Source organism: Bradyrhizobium sp. 25ACV (assembly GCF_054863005.1).
Map to the genome: position 1 here is coordinate 388,335 of NZ_JAVAYO010000001.1, position 13,725 is coordinate 402,059.

General features: G+C 65.5%; 12 protein-coding genes. 7 read left to right on the top strand and 5 right to left on the bottom strand.

Going from position 1 to position 13,725, the window contains the following annotated elements:
- Positions 1 to 8 precede the first annotated feature (8 nt).
- Both RAD04_RS01700 and RAD04_RS01705 read right to left on the bottom strand, forming a co-directional pair.
- Positions 9 to 647, bottom strand: a complete 639-nt coding sequence (locus tag RAD04_RS01700) for an NrsF family protein (RefSeq protein ID WP_461617135.1) — start codon at positions 645 to 647, stop codon at positions 9 to 11.
- A gap of 2 nt (positions 648 to 649) precedes the next feature.
- Positions 650 to 1,195, bottom strand: a complete 546-nt coding sequence (locus RAD04_RS01705) for a sigma-70 family RNA polymerase sigma factor (protein ID WP_028143185.1) — start codon at positions 1,193 to 1,195, stop codon at positions 650 to 652.
- A 290-nt stretch (positions 1,196 to 1,485) separates the two neighbouring features.
- Here RAD04_RS01705 and RAD04_RS01710 point away from each other — a divergent pair, with 290 nt between their 5' ends.
- From RAD04_RS01710 to RAD04_RS01730, 5 genes are all read left to right on the top strand, one after another.
- Positions 1,486 to 2,187, top strand: coding sequence for a hypothetical protein (locus RAD04_RS01710; protein ID WP_461622367.1), 702 nt, complete (start codon positions 1,486 to 1,488; stop codon positions 2,185 to 2,187).
- Between the two features lie 134 nt (positions 2,188 to 2,321).
- Complete coding sequence (locus RAD04_RS01715) at positions 2,322 to 3,101, top strand: enoyl-CoA hydratase (protein ID WP_028143187.1); 780 nt, start codon at positions 2,322 to 2,324, stop codon at positions 3,099 to 3,101.
- Positions 3,102 to 3,322: 221 nt separating this feature from the next.
- Positions 3,323 to 4,720, top strand: coding sequence for a TolC family outer membrane protein (locus RAD04_RS01720; protein WP_461622368.1), 1,398 nt, complete (start codon positions 3,323 to 3,325; stop codon positions 4,718 to 4,720).
- 24 nt (positions 4,721 to 4,744) lie between these two features.
- Complete coding sequence (locus tag RAD04_RS01725) at positions 4,745 to 5,302, top strand: P-loop NTPase family protein (RefSeq protein ID WP_092256703.1); 558 nt, start codon at positions 4,745 to 4,747, stop codon at positions 5,300 to 5,302.
- A gap of 51 nt (positions 5,303 to 5,353) precedes the next feature.
- Positions 5,354 to 6,316, top strand: a complete 963-nt coding sequence (locus tag RAD04_RS01730; protein ID WP_461622369.1) for an amidohydrolase family protein — start codon at positions 5,354 to 5,356, stop codon at positions 6,314 to 6,316.
- 3 nt (positions 6,317 to 6,319) lie between these two features.
- Here the strand turns inward: RAD04_RS01730 and RAD04_RS01735 are convergent, their stop codons facing one another.
- From RAD04_RS01735 to RAD04_RS01745, 3 genes are all read right to left on the bottom strand, one after another.
- Positions 6,320 to 9,436 (bottom strand): efflux RND transporter permease subunit, encoded by a 3,117-nt coding sequence (locus tag RAD04_RS01735; protein ID WP_461622370.1) that lies wholly within the window; start codon positions 9,434 to 9,436, stop codon positions 6,320 to 6,322.
- Between the two features lie 34 nt (positions 9,437 to 9,470).
- Positions 9,471 to 10,721 carry an efflux RND transporter periplasmic adaptor subunit gene (locus tag RAD04_RS01740; RefSeq protein ID WP_461622371.1) on the bottom strand — a complete coding sequence of 417 codons (1,251 nt, stop codon included), beginning with the start codon at positions 10,719 to 10,721 and terminating at the stop codon, positions 9,471 to 9,473.
- Between the two features lie 145 nt (positions 10,722 to 10,866).
- Positions 10,867 to 12,267 carry a CoA transferase gene (locus RAD04_RS01745; RefSeq protein WP_461622372.1) on the bottom strand — a complete coding sequence of 467 codons (1,401 nt, stop codon included), beginning with the start codon at positions 12,265 to 12,267 and terminating at the stop codon, positions 10,867 to 10,869.
- A gap of 53 nt (positions 12,268 to 12,320) precedes the next feature.
- Between RAD04_RS01745 and RAD04_RS01750 the strand changes: the two genes are divergently transcribed.
- On the top strand, positions 12,321 to 12,608 hold the full coding sequence (locus RAD04_RS01750) for a hypothetical protein (RefSeq protein ID WP_212251384.1): 288 nt from the start codon (positions 12,321 to 12,323) through the stop codon (positions 12,606 to 12,608).
- A 242-nt stretch (positions 12,609 to 12,850) separates the two neighbouring features.
- Positions 12,851 to 13,621 carry an SDR family NAD(P)-dependent oxidoreductase gene (locus tag RAD04_RS01755; protein ID WP_461622373.1) on the top strand — a complete coding sequence of 257 codons (771 nt, stop codon included), beginning with the start codon at positions 12,851 to 12,853 and terminating at the stop codon, positions 13,619 to 13,621.
- Positions 13,622 to 13,725 lie beyond the last annotated feature (104 nt).

Consider the following 13,725-nt stretch of genomic DNA (forward strand, 5'->3'; position numbering starts at 1 on the left):
CGGCGCGGTCAGTATCTCAGGACTTTCGCCCCGACCGCCGCGCCGATTGCCGTCACCAGCGCGGTCGCGAGCGTGTACCAGGTCGCGACGAACAGCGGCGAATCGTCGGTGCAGTGCGAGGCATAGAGCGTCGCGGCAAGGCCGGCCGACACCAGGCCGGCGAGTGCTCCGGCAAGCGCCGGGCGCGACGGCGCGCCATGGCGCAGGCCGAACAGCGCCCCCGCAAGCAGCGGCAGCGACATCGCCGGAATTGCGACCAGGCACACCCTTGAGTTCTTGCCCATCAAGCGCATCGTCATCGGCATGGCCGGCGCCATCATCGCCTCACTGCCGATCGCGACCGCGAGCAGCCCGACGGGAAGCAGCAGCAGCCAGCCCCAGCCGCGCAGCAGGGCTTCGGGACGCGACAGATGCAGGCTGACGATGATGGCGGGAATCGCGAGCGACAGCGTCACCGCGAATTTCATGTCGAAGAACGGGTTGTGCATCGCGCTCATCACGTCGTGACGCACGCCGAGGAACGTCGCGAAGATCAGGATCGACAAGGGCGCGGCCACCAGGAGCGCCATGGTGAGCACGGCGCCGACGCGCGGCGCGCGATGGGCGTTGTCGGCTGCGAGCGAGCGGATGAGTTGATCGGTGTCCATGACTACTGGTCCCGCAGTTTGGTCGTCAGCGCCGCAAGTCCGCGATGCAGCGCGACGCGCACCGCGCCCTCGCTCATCGAAAACTTCGCCGCCGTATCCTTGATCGAGGCGCTCTCGACCGCGATCGACTGCAGCACGTCGCGCTGGCGCTGCGGCAGGGTGTTGAGCTGGGCTGCGACCTCGCCCGCGGACGCCGTTTCCTCGGGCGCCTCGCCCGGCAGGGTTTCGGCGAAATCGTCGATATTGACGAAGACGCGCCTGCCGCGCCGGCGCAGCGAGTCGATCAGCTTGTTGCGGCCGATGGCAAACAGCCAGGGCGCGAAGGGGGCTTCGCTGTCCCAGGTGTGCCGCTTCAGATGCACCGCCAACAGAATCTCCTGCACGATATCCTCTGCCTGGTCGGGAGGCTGGCCTGCCCGTGCCAGGCCTCGTCTCGCGGCAGCGCGCAGCACCGGCGTGACCGCCCTCAACAGGCGATGATAGGCCGCATCATCGCCAGCCATGGCCGACCGCATCAGGCCGGTCCATTCGTCCTCACGTCCGCGCACGCGCGCCCCTCACCATGCAATTCGGCCGTCCGTTCAATTTGTTACGCGGGTCCGACGATATCACGAATTCGTGATATGCCCCGCCCCCGCGACCGATCCGGCCGTAAACGTCTGCGACGGCTCATAACACCGATCGGCCCGCCCCGCACCCGGCGGCTGGCTTCAGGGGGTCCGGTCTGCCCCGGTTTTGCCCGGTGTGGCCCGAAGATTCCCATTTTCTGCCCCGCTGTCGTCACGCCCCGGGGTCTCTGTTCGTTTCCGGGACGGGCGGAATTGGGGAGATCATCACCATGATGAAAGCCAGCGGGCGCGCCGCCCTGATCGTTCTGGCCGGCCTATTGTTGCTGTTCGGAGGCCTTGCACAGGCGGCCCCAAGCTCAGCCACAAGCAATTCGGACAGCGCGGGCAAGCAGACCGACGAGGCCAAGCCGAGCAAGCACCGGCGCCATGAGTCACGCCGCACCACCACCAGCGGCAAGACAGCACAGAAATCCGACGACAAGGCCGACAAGAACGCCGCTCCGGCCAAGGCCGACAACAAGGCCGACGAGGCCAAGTCTGACAACAAGGCGGCCGACAACACGGCCAATAATAACGTCCCGGCCTCGAGCCAGATGCCGCCGGCGGTCGCCAACGCCAATGCGCAGCTCGCCACCACCGATACTCCGACTGCGGCAGCGGCCTCGGCGATGACGGACCGCGCCAACACCAATGTCCAGGCAGCGGCCGATAATACCAACGCTGCGAACGCCGAGAGCCAAGTCGTCGCCCCCGATCAGCTCAACGACATCGACCGCGCCGCGCAACAGGACAGCCCGCCGGCGCAGAAGGCGGTGATTGCCGCAACCGAGGCCCAGCCCCGGCCGGCACCGGTGATGGCAAGCACCCAGCAGAGCTCGGCCTGGGACCAGAGTTCCCTGATCGGCAAGATCTTCATCGGCGTCGGCACGCTGCTGACGCTGGCGTCCGCCGCGCGTATGTTCATGGCGTGATTGCGGGCCCGATCCTGGCCTGAGAGACCTCCCCGGAACCCGCATCTTGCTGCGTGTTCCGGCGGCCGTTAGCCCCTTGAAGCTCACCGCGCCAGCGGGCACATTGCCCGCCCAATCAAAAGCGTGGGTGGAGCATGAGCACGTTCGAACACATCATCGTCGAAAGCAAAGGCGCGGTCGGCATCATCAAGCTGAACCGGCCGAAGCTGCTCAACGCGCTCTCGTTCGGCGTCTTCCGCGAGATCGCCGCGGCGGTGGACGATCTCGAGGCCGATGACGCCATCGGCTGCATCGTCGTGACCGGCAGCGAGAAGGCCTTTGCCGCCGGCGCCGACATCAAGGAGATGCAGCCGAAGGGCTTCATCGACATGTTCTCCGAGGATTTCGCCGCGATCGGCGGCGACCGTATCGCGCGTTGCCGCAAGCCGACGGTTGCGGCGGTTGCCGGCTATGCGCTCGGCGGCGGCTGCGAGCTCGCCATGATGTGCGATTTCATCATCGCCGCCGACACCGCAAAGTTCGGCCAGCCCGAGATCACGCTCGGCACCATTCCCGGCATCGGCGGCACCCAGCGCCTGACGCGCGCGATCGGCAAGTCCAAGGCGATGGACCTCTGCCTCACCGGCCGCATGATGGATGCGGCGGAAGCCGAGCGAAGCGGCCTCGTCAGTCGCATCGTGCCCGCTGACAAGCTGATGGACGAAGTGATGGCGGCGGCCGAGAAGATCGCCGCGATGTCGCGCCCTGCGGCCGCGATGGCCAAGGAAGCGGTGAACCGCGCCTTCGAGACCACGCTCGCCGAGGGCATGAGCGTCGAGCGCAACCTGTTCCACTCGACCTTCGCGCTGGAGGACCGCTCCGAGGGCATGGCGGCGTTCATCGAGAAGCGCAAGCCGGTGAACAAGAACCGGTAACGTCAGGGAACGGGTCAGGCTGGTGTAAGGCTCTGCTGCGTTCCCGTGAGACCCTGTGACGAAGCTGCAACAAGCACGGATTTCATGGGGGTTTCCCCCGCGGCAGTTTGCCTGCGGGACCTCGGCTGGTTAAACAGTTAAGAGGCCACCGTCGGCGGGGGCGGACAGCCGGGGTTAAGCGGGATTACATGATTGGGCGTACCGCCAGAGCTGGTCGCGTGATGACGCGGCATCGATCGGGCGTGGGTCCTGTGCTTGCGACATGGACCACGTTGGCGCTCTGCTGCGCCCTGCCCTCCGCCGCCTGGGCCGAAGCCCTGCCGGAGGCGCTCGCCAAGGCCTACCAGACCAATCCGCAGCTCAATGCCGAACGTGCGCGACAACGCGCCACGGACGAGAACGTGCCGCAGGCCCTCGCGGGTTACCGGCCGCAGATCGTGGCGAGCCTCAGCGCCGGCCTGCAATCGGTGCGCAATCTGCTGCCCGACAACACAATCCAGACCGGCAATTTGAAGCCATGGATCATCGGCGTCACCGTGACGCAGACCTTGTTCAACGGCTTCCGCACCGCCAACAACGTGCGGGCCGCCGAACTTCAGGTGCAGTCGGGCCGCGAGGCGCTGCGCAATGTCGGCCAGGGCGTGCTGCTCGACGCGGTCACCGCCTACACCAACGTGCTCGCCAACCAGTCGCTGGTCGAGGCGCAGCGTTCCAACGTCGCCTTCCTGCGCGAGACGCTCTCGGTCACCCAGCGCCGTCTCAACGCCGGCGATGTCACGCCGACCGACAGCGCGCAGGCCGAAGCGCGCCTCAACCGCGGCCTTGCCGATCTCAACGCCGCCGAGGTCGCGCTTGCCGTCAGCCAGGCGACCTATGCGCAAGTGATCGGCAATGCACCATCGCAGCTTCGCCCCGCCGAGGCCGTCGATCGCTATCTGCCGAAGAGCCGCGAAGACGCCATGACGATGGCAATCCGCCAGCACCCGGCGGTGATGGCCGCCAGCTTCGACGTCGATGTCGCCTCCACCAACATCCGCATCGCCGAAGGCTCATTGCTGCCGAGCGCCACCATTCAGGGCAGCGCCAGCAAGAGCCGCAACAACGACCCGACGCTCGGCACCTTCGCCGAGGACCAGGCCTCGATCGTCGCCAATGTCACCGCGCCGATCTACGACGGCGGCCAGGCCGCCGCGCAGACCCGGCAGGCCAAGGAGATCACGGCGCAGAGCCGGCTCGTGCTCGATCAGGTCCGCAACCAGGCACGCACGGCGGCAGTGAGCGCCTGGGTCGCCAATGAAGGCGCCAAGATCACCGTGTCGGCCTCGGAATCCGAAGTGAAGGCTGCGACCGTCGCGCTCCAGGGCGTGCAGCGCGAGGCCGCCGGCGGACAACGCACCACGGTCGACGTCTTGAACTCGCAGGCCGATCTGATCCAGGCCAAGGCCCGCCTGATCGGCGCCAACCGCGATCGCGTCATCGCCTCCTACACGCTGCTCAGCGCCATCGGCCATCTCGACGTCAAGACGTTGAGCCTGAACACGCCGGATTATCTGCCCGAGGTTCACTACCACCAGGTCCGCGACGCCTGGCACGGGCTGCGCACGCCGTCGGGGCAGTAGTTTCAATCTATCGGGCCGGTGCCCATGAAAAGCCGCCGCATCCATCTGACGGGCGCTTCGGGCTCCGGCGTGACGACGCTCGGCCGGGCGCTCGCCGGCCGACTTGCGCTGCCGCATCACGATAGCGACGACTATTTCTGGCTGCCGACCGCGCCGCCCTACCAGACGACGCGCCCGGCCGCGGATCGGCTACGCCTGATGCGCGAGATGTTCCTACCGCGGCACGACTGGGTCTTGAGCGGAACCGCCACCGGCTGGGGCGACGAACTTGTCGCGTATTTCGACCTCGTGGTCTTCGTGGTCACGCCCCGCGAACTACGGTTGACGCGGTTGCGCGCCCGCGAGGCCGCGCATTTCGGTGCTGATGCCGTCGCACCGGGCGGCTGGCGTCATGAGCAGACCGAAGCCTTCGTCGAATGGGCTTCGCATTACGAGGCCGGTGACCGCGAAGGTCGCAGTCTCGCCAAGCATGAAGCATGGCTCGCGGGCCTGCCCTGCCCGGTCGTGCGCGTGGACGGCTCACGTCTGCTTGCGGACATCGTCGAGCAGCTATGCAACGAAGCGCAGCTTCGATTCGGCTGATGTGGTACCGTCCCGGCACACTGCCAAATAAAACAACCAGGGAGAGAAACCGTGCTCAATCGACGCAGCGTCCTGCTTGCCTCCCTCGCCGCCGGAGTAGCCATGACCAACAGAGCCCACGCCCGCGCGGCGCAGCCTGCGACGCCGGTCAATTTCGACGTCCCCGCGCATGCCTGCGACTGCCACACTCACATTCATGGCGACGTCGAGAAGTTTCCGTTCTTCGCCGGGCGCGTCTACACGCCCGAGCCGGCAAGCCCCGAAGAAATGGCTGCACTGCACAAGGCGCTGCATATCGAGCGCGTGGTGATCGTCACCCCCAGCGTCTACGGCACCGACAATTCGTCGACCTTGTTCGGCATGAAGGCACGCGGCGCCAATGCGCGCGGCGTCGCCGTGATCGACGACAAGACCACCGAGGCACAGCTCGATGCGATGCAGGCGGACGGTTTCCGCGGCATGCGCCTCAATCTCGCAACCGGCGGCGTCAACGATCCCAATGTCGGCAGGTCACGCTTCACCACCGCCATCGAGCGCATGAAGGCGCGCGGCTGGCACGTGCAGCTCTACACTACGCTTCCTATGATCTCGGCGATCAAGGACCTCGTCGAGACGGCGCCGGTACCTGTCGTGTTCGACCATTTCGGCGGGCTGGAAGCTTCGCTCGGCCTGGAGCAGCCGGGTTTCTCCGATCTCGCTGCGCTGGTGAAGTCCGGCAAGGCCTATGTGAAGATCTCCGGCGCCTATCGCTCGTCCAAGCTCGCGCCGGATTATCAGGACATGGTGCCGTTCGCGCAGGCGCTGATCGCGGCCAACCCGGATCGCGTCGTCTGGGGCACCGACTGGCCGCATCCGGATTCGAGCCGTGTCGAGGGACGCAAAGCCACCGACATCGCGCCGCTCTATCAGATCGACGACGGCCGCCTGCTCAACCAGCTTCCGGTGTGGGCACCGGATGCCGACGTGCGCAAGAAGATCCTGGTCGACAACTCGGCACGACTCTACGGATTTTGACGGTCAGCGCGCGCGCCGCGAGAAGAACGAGATCAGGACCGGTAGGGTCACGAGGATCACGACCGGCGCCAGCATCATGCCGGTGACGACGACGACCGCGAGCGGCTTCTGCACCTGCGAGCCGATGCCCTCGGACAGCGCCGCCGGCAGCAGGCCGACGCCGGCAACGACGCAGGTCATCAGCACCGGCCGGAGCTGCAACTCACCGGTGCGCACCACCGCGCTCGCGCGGTCCATGCCCTCCTCGATGAGCTGGTTGAACTGCGACAGGATGATGATGCCGTCCATCACGGCGATGCCGAACAGCGCGATGAACCCGATCGCTGCGGAGACGCTGAACGCAGTGCCGGTAATCAACAGGCCCAGCACGCCGCCGAAGATCGCCATCGGGATCACGCTCATCGCGAGCAGCGTGTCGGTCATCGAGCCGAAATTGAACCAGAGCAGCACGCCGATCAGCGCCAGCGAGATCGGCACCACGATCGACAACCGCCGGATCGCATCCTGGAGATTGCCGAACTCGCCGACCCAGTCCATGTGCGAGCCGGGCGGCAGCTGCACCTGCTCGGCAATCTTCTGCTGCGCCTCGCGGATCGCACTGCCGAGGTCGCGCTCGCGCACCGAGAACTTGATCGGCAGATAGCGTTCCTGCTGCTCGCGATAGATGTAGGCCGCGCCCGAGACGAGGCTGATGGTGGCGACCTCGCTCAGGGGAATCTGCGTGACGGTGCCGTTCGGCCCGGGTGCGCCGATGCGCAAATTCTGGATCGCCTCGGCACTGCGGCGGTATTCCGGCGCGAGGCGGACGATGATCGGGAAGTGACGATCGGAGCCGGACTCGTAGAGATCGCCCGCCGTGTCGCCGCCGATCGCGACCTTGATCGTGGCGTTGATGTCGCCCGGCGCAAGGCCGTAGCGCGCGGCCTTGGCGCGGTCGATGTCGATCTGGACGGTCGGCTGGCCTAGCGAGGTGAACACCGCAAGGTCGGTGACGCCCTGCACCGTGGCCAGCACCGACTTGATCTTGTTGGCGGTGTCGGTGAGCGCCTGCAGGTCGCTGCCGAACAGCTTGATCGAGTTCTCGCCCTTCACGCCGGAGACGGCCTCGGAGACATTATCCTGGAGATATTGCGAGAAGTTGAACTCGACGCCGGGGAAGCGATCGTCGAGCTGCTTGAGCAGTTGCGCGGTCAGCTCTTCCTTGTCGCGGGTCCCGGGCCATTGGCTGATTGGCTTGAGCGGCGCGAAGAACTCGGCGTTGAAGAAGCCGGCTGCGTCGGTGCCGTCGTCGGGACGGCCGTGCTGAGACACGACGGCCTCGACCTCGGGCCGGGCGCGGATCACCTTGCGCATCTCGTTGACGTAGCTGTTGCCTTCCTGGAGCGAGATGGTCGGCGGCAGCGTGGCGCGAATCCAGAGATTGCCCTCTTCCAGCTTCGGCAGGAATTCGAGGCCGAGCATCCGGCTGAGCGCCACCGTCATCAGCACGAGGCCGACCGCACCGCCGAGCACGATGTTGCGGTTGGCGACCGCCCATTGAAGCAACGGCGAGTACAACCGGTGCAGGATCCGCATCACCCTGGTCTCGGTTTCCTCGACATGCGCGGGCAGGATGATCGCGGACAACGCCGGCGTGACGGTGAAGGTCGCAAGCAGCCCGCCGGCCAGCGCATAGGCATAGGTGCGGGCCATCGGCCCGAAGATGTTGCCCTCGACGCCCGACAGCGTGAACAGCGGCAGGAAGGCCGCGATGATGATCGCTGCGGCGAAGAAGATCGAGCGCGAGACGTCGGCGGCCGCGCTGAGGATGGCGTGGCTCTTCATGCCGAACAGCGTCTCATTGGACATGTGCTCGGTCTCGGACATCGGCGTCGTCTGGGTCAGACGGCGGAAGATCGCCTCCACCATGATGACGGTGGCATCGACGATCAGGCCGAAATCGATCGCGCCGACCGACAGCAAATTGGCCGATTCCCCCCGCAGCACCAGGATGATGACGGCGAAGAACAGCGCGAACGGAATGGTGGCGCCGACGATCAGCGCGCTGCGCAGATCGCCGAGGAAGATCCACTGCAACAGCACGATCAAGAGAATGCCGACCACCATGTTGTGCAGCACCGTATGGGTGGTGAGCTCGATCAGGTCCCCGCGGTCGTAGATGCGCTCGATGCGCACGCCGGGCGGCAGGATGCTGGAGTTGTTGATGGTCTGAACGAGCTGGTGGACACGCTTGATGGTTGGCGAGCTCTGCTCGCCGCGGCGCATCAGGACGATGCCCTGCACGATGTCGTCGGACTCGTCGAGGCCGGCAATGCCGAGGCGCGGCTTCTGGCCGACGGTGACGGTGGCGACGTCCTTGACCAGCACCGGATTGCCGCCGGTCTGCGCCACCATGGTGTTGGCGAGATCGTCGATCGACCGGATCAGGCCGACGCCGCGTACCACGGCCGATTGCTGGCCGATATTGACGGTGTTGCCGCCGACATTGACGTTGGAATTGCCGACCGCCTGGAGCAATTGCGGCAGCGTCAGACCGTTGGCGACCAGCTTGTTGAAGTCGACCTGGAGCTCATAGGTCTTGCTCTTGCCGCCCCACCCGGTGACGTCGATGACGCCCGGCACGGCGCGGAAGCGACGCTGCAGGATCCAGTCCTGGATGGTCTTGAGATCGAGCACGCTGTAGTTCGGCGGACCCACGAGACGGTAGCGGAAGATCTCGCCGATCGGGCTGAGCGGCGAGATCTGCGGCTGCACGTTGCCCGGCAGCGGCGCGAGCTGCGCCAGGCGGTTCAGCACCTGCTGCAACGCCTCTTCGTAAGTATAGGCGAAGGAGAATTGGATTTTGACGTCGGAGAGACCATAGAGCGAGATGGTGCGGATGGTCGTGACGTTCTTCAGGCCTGCGACCTGGGTCTCGATCGGGATCGTGATGTAGCGCTCGATCTCCTCCGCCGACAGTCCCGGGCTCTGCGTCACGATGTCGACCATCGGCGGGGTCGGATCGGGATAGGCCTCGATGTTGAGCTGGTTGAACGCGATGACGCCGCCGATCAGCACGGCGACGAACATCCCGACCATCAGGAAGCGCCGGTTGACGGCAAGGGCGACGAGACGATCCATTCAAGCTTCAGTCTGCAATTTTTTGGGTCGTCGATCAGCTGCCGGACGCCGCGCGGTCGATGAACAGGCTGCCTTTGGAGACGATCTGCTCGCCGGGTTTCAGATTGCTGGTGACCTCGACGAGGTTGCCGTTGATAAGGCCGATCTTGATCTGGCGCAGCTCGACCGACTTGTCCTCGCGCGCGACCCAGATGCGGACCTTGTCGGCTTCATAGATCAACGCCTGCTTCGGCACCGCAGGCGCTGCGCGATCGCCGGCCGAATAGATCGTGACGTTGGCGAACATCTCGGGCTTGAGCAGCCCGTCCTTGTTGTCGATGGTGGCGCGAACCTGCAGGCGGCGGGTGTTGGGGTCGATCGCGGCAGCGACGTAATTGATCTTGGCTGTCAAGGGGCGGCCCGGCAGTGCCATCACGTTGACGGTGATGTCCTGGCCGATGCAGACCGCGGCGGCGTCGCTCTCGCGCACGAAGGCGGTGAGCCAGACCGTGGAGAGATCGCCGACCACGAAGACCGGATCGCTGGCGCCGGAATTGACGTACTGGCCGGGGCCGATCTTGCGCTGCACGACCGTGCCCGCGATCGGCGAATAGATCGTGACTTCCGGATTGATGGCGCCCTTGTCCTGGAACGCCTTGATGGTCTCGTCGGTGAAGCCGAGGATACGCAGCTTGTTGCGCGCGGCTTCCAGCGCGGTCCCCGAGGAGCGCATGTCGTTCCGCGCCTGAACCTGGGTCGCTTCGGCCTGCTGATAATCCTTCAGCGGAATGGCATGGCCCTCGTAGAGGTCCTTGGCGCGCTTGAACTGGATGTCGGAGAGCTCGAGCGCCGACTTCGCCTTGTTCTGCGAGGTCATCGCCGCGATGAAATCGTTCTGGGCCTGCACGGTGTCGGCGGCCTCGATCGTGAACAGCGGTTGGCCCTGCTTCAGCATCTCACCCGGCTTGGCCAGCAGCTTGGTGACGCGGCCGGCATAGGGCGAGAACACCGGCGTCGAGCGATCCTCGTCGACGGCGACCTTGCCTTCGGTGACATATTCGGCGCGGAAGGCCTTGGCCTTGACCGGCTCGATCGTCAGCGTCGCCCATTCGGATGGCGTCGGCGTGAAGTTCTGGGCATTCCTGCGCGACTGGCTGGAGATCTCGGAGTGCTTCTTTTCCTTGGACCCGGAAGAGAGGAAGCCGTAGGCCCCGGCGCCGACACCGGCAAGAGCTAGTAAAACTACGGATGTGATCACCCGTTGTTTTGTAAACACCTGCAATCGCTTGGTATTTTCAACTACCATGGAGCCCGGTCGTGTCTGCGACGATCTCGGCAGATGGCTGCCTTATCGGTTGCGCTAATAGTGCCGAATTGGGAGTTCAAACAACCTAAAAAACGCAGGGCGCCTTTCGGTTTGCGTTAAAATTTCGCGACATGTCAGCTTCACGTCAGCTTCGCGCCGGCCACTGTGCCAGATGACAGCCGAGCGGCATTGCCGGACGGCTCCATTGCGCCGGCGTCTTCGACAGCATCGCCGAATGGCGCACCGCCTTCAACATGCCGAAGCCAGATGGCACGCTCTCGATGAACGCAGCATGTACGGCGTCGCCCGTAAGATCCGGGGTATTCAGTCCGCGATCGAGGCGGCCGAGATTCCAAAGCCAGCGTCCGGTCTGCGCCAGCGACACACGCACGTGCCAGCTGCCGCCTTCGCGTGCCTGACGCGCCTTGGCCATCATCGCGCCGAACGCCATCAGATAGCCGGTGGCGTGGTCGAGCATCTGTGCCGGCAATTCCTTGGGGCCATCGAGACCGGCAGCGCGTCCCTCGGCATGATTGAATCCGGTCGTGGTCTGCACGAGGGAATCGAAGCCGCGCCGCTCGGCCCAGGGGCCGGCGTGGCCATAGGCCGACAGCGACACATAGACGATGCCCGGATTGATCTGCGCTGCATCCTCGGGCGCAAAGCCGAGGGCGGCGAGCGCGCGCGGGCGATAGCCTTGCGAGAAGATGTCGGCGTCCCGCAACAGTTCGCGCAATTGCGCCCTGCCCGTCTCGCTCTTCAGCGCGATGAAGGTGGTGAGCTTGCCGCGGCCGGTGTCGATGGTGAGCCAGGGAATGGCGGGCAGCTCCGGCCCTGACACCAGCAGTACATCCGCACCATGCGCAGCGAGCGTGCGGCCGGCGACGGGCCCCGCGATGACGCGGGAGAGATCGAGCACGCGCAGGCCTGCAAGCGGACGATCGCCTTTTGGCCACGGCTTTGGCGGGGCCTCACCGATCTTCTCGATCGAGATCAGCGGCAACTCGGCGAGCGCGCGCGCCTGCGGCAGCGCCGACCATTCGTCGTGGGAGCGCATGAGCGCAACGACGCCGCCCGCGGCATAAGCCGCAGTCTCGAAATCCTCGCCCTTCCATTGCATCAGCGCGGCCTGCACCTTGTCGCGCTCCGCCTCGCAGCCGAGCACCTTGCACACGGCGTCGCGGTGATGCGGGAAATTGGTGTGGCAACGAACGAAGCGATTGTCGGCGGTCTTGTAGACGCCGGCGATGGCGTCCCATGCCGGCGGCGGCGGCTTGTCGTCGAGAAGCAAATAGCGCTCGGAGCGGCATTCGGCGACGGCATGGCGCATGTCGACGGTGACGTCCTGTGTCCGGCCGCTGCGCAGCTTCCATATTTCGGCCGCGGCCAGGCCGGCTGCGGCAATCGTGACCTGGCCGGCGACGGCGATGCGAAACGAGGACGGGATTTGCGGCTCCTCGCCGGTCAGCCACACGCGTTCGAGCGCGGCCGCGTCACCACCGGCAGAGGTCCAGATATCCCTAAGAATGTCGGCGGGGCTTTGCATGACCCTTCTCTCCCTTTAGCCTTCAGCATCCCATTAGCACATAAGGAAATGCAATGGCCGCCATCGACCCTCTCACCGCAGGTGCCGTGTTCATCGCAACGGCGGCCACAGACGCGGTCTATGTCATGTTCACCTCGGCCGTGATCGCGCGCAAACGCATGTCAGCGGCGAACTGGAGCGCCGTCTGGTACATGCTCTCCTCCTACGCCGTGATCAGCTACACCGAGAACCCGTTCTATGTCGCTTTCGCGGCAATCGGCTCATGGGCTGGCGCCTACGCCTCGCTGACCTTCCTGCATCGCCCGCCCGGCGGCCCGCCGGTCGGCGCGGCGCCGGAGTGAGGACGTAAAGTGGTGGCATGTCCTCCAATGCTAATCCCGTCATCCTGAGGTGCGAGGCTTGCGATGCATCGCATCGCAAGTCGAGCCTCGAAGGATGCACGGCCGAGTTGGCAGCCGGGCTGTCGCCCTTCGAGGCCTCCGCTACGCTCCGGCACCTCAGGGTGACGGTCGAACAATGGGATTTGCGGCGATGCCGCGCACGCGACTACACTCTCCACGACCAACAAAAAGAAAACCCAACAATGGATCTCGGTCTCAAAGGCAAGAACGCCATCGTGCTCGGCGGCACGCGCGGCATCGGGCGGGCGATTGCGGAGACGCTCGCCGGTGAAGGCACCAATGTCGCGGTGTGCGCGCGCAATGCCGATCAGGTTGCGGCTACCGTTGCCGAGCTGAAGGCGAAGGGCGTCAACGCCACCGGCGGCCCAGTCGACGTGACCGACGGCGCAGCGCTGAAATCCTGGATCGAGGGTGCAGCAAAAGAGCTCGGCGGCGTCGACTTGTTGTTCTCCAATGCCGGCGCGATGGCGCAGGGCCACGATGCCGCATCCTGGCAGCAGAACTTCCAGCTCGACCTGCTCGGCGCCGTGCATGCCTTCGATGCCGCGCGGCCGTTCCTCGAAGCCAGCGGCGAAAGAAGCGGCGATACCGCTTTCGTCATCATCTCCTCGATCTCGGCGGCGCAGGCCGACACGGCCAGCTCTTACGGCCCGATCAAGGCGGCGCTGATCCACATGGCCAAGGGGCTGGCTCGGCAATATGCAAAGAAGAAGATCCGCGTGAATGTGGTGTCGCCCGGCACGGTCTATTTCAAGGGCGGCGTCTGGGAGATGGTCGAGAAGAACATGCCCGAGCGTTACAACGACGCGATGAAGCGCAATCCGACCGGCCGGATGGCCACGCCGCAGGAAATCGCGAGCGCCGCGGTGTTTCTGGCAAGCCCGGTGTCGGGGTTCACGACGGGATCGAATCTCGTCGTCGACGGCGCGATCTCGAACCGGGTGAATTTTTAGAAGGGCACACTGTCATCGCCCGACTTGATCGGGCGATCCAGTATTCCAGAGACGGCGCGGCTAGAGCCGAGAAGCCGCAAAAGGAGGTGGGCACGGCGCTGACG

What these genes read in the sequence shown, in the direction of transcription:
- RAD04_RS01700 (WP_461617135.1), bottom strand. Translation starts at nt 647, where the DNA reads ATGGACACCGATCAACTCATCCGCTCGCTCGCAGCCGACAACGCCCAT.
- RAD04_RS01710 (WP_461622367.1), top strand. Translation starts at nt 1,486, where the DNA reads ATGATGAAAGCCAGCGGGCGCGCCGCCCTGATCGTTCTGGCCGGCCTA.
- RAD04_RS01715 (WP_028143187.1), top strand. Translation starts at nt 2,322, where the DNA reads ATGAGCACGTTCGAACACATCATCGTCGAAAGCAAAGGCGCGGTCGGC.
- RAD04_RS01720 (WP_461622368.1), top strand. Translation starts at nt 3,323, where the DNA reads ATGACGCGGCATCGATCGGGCGTGGGTCCTGTGCTTGCGACATGGACC.
- RAD04_RS01725 (WP_092256703.1), top strand. Translation starts at nt 4,745, where the DNA reads ATGAAAAGCCGCCGCATCCATCTGACGGGCGCTTCGGGCTCCGGCGTG.
- RAD04_RS01735 (WP_461622370.1), bottom strand. Translation starts at nt 9,436, where the DNA reads ATGGATCGTCTCGTCGCCCTTGCCGTCAACCGGCGCTTCCTGATGGTC.
- RAD04_RS01740 (WP_461622371.1), bottom strand. Translation starts at nt 10,721, where the DNA reads ATGGTAGTTGAAAATACCAAGCGATTGCAGGTGTTTACAAAACAACGG.
- RAD04_RS01745 (WP_461622372.1), bottom strand. Translation starts at nt 12,267, where the DNA reads ATGCAAAGCCCCGCCGACATTCTTAGGGATATCTGGACCTCTGCCGGT.
- RAD04_RS01750 (WP_212251384.1), top strand. Translation starts at nt 12,321, where the DNA reads ATGGCCGCCATCGACCCTCTCACCGCAGGTGCCGTGTTCATCGCAACG.
- RAD04_RS01755 (WP_461622373.1), top strand. Translation starts at nt 12,851, where the DNA reads ATGGATCTCGGTCTCAAAGGCAAGAACGCCATCGTGCTCGGCGGCACG.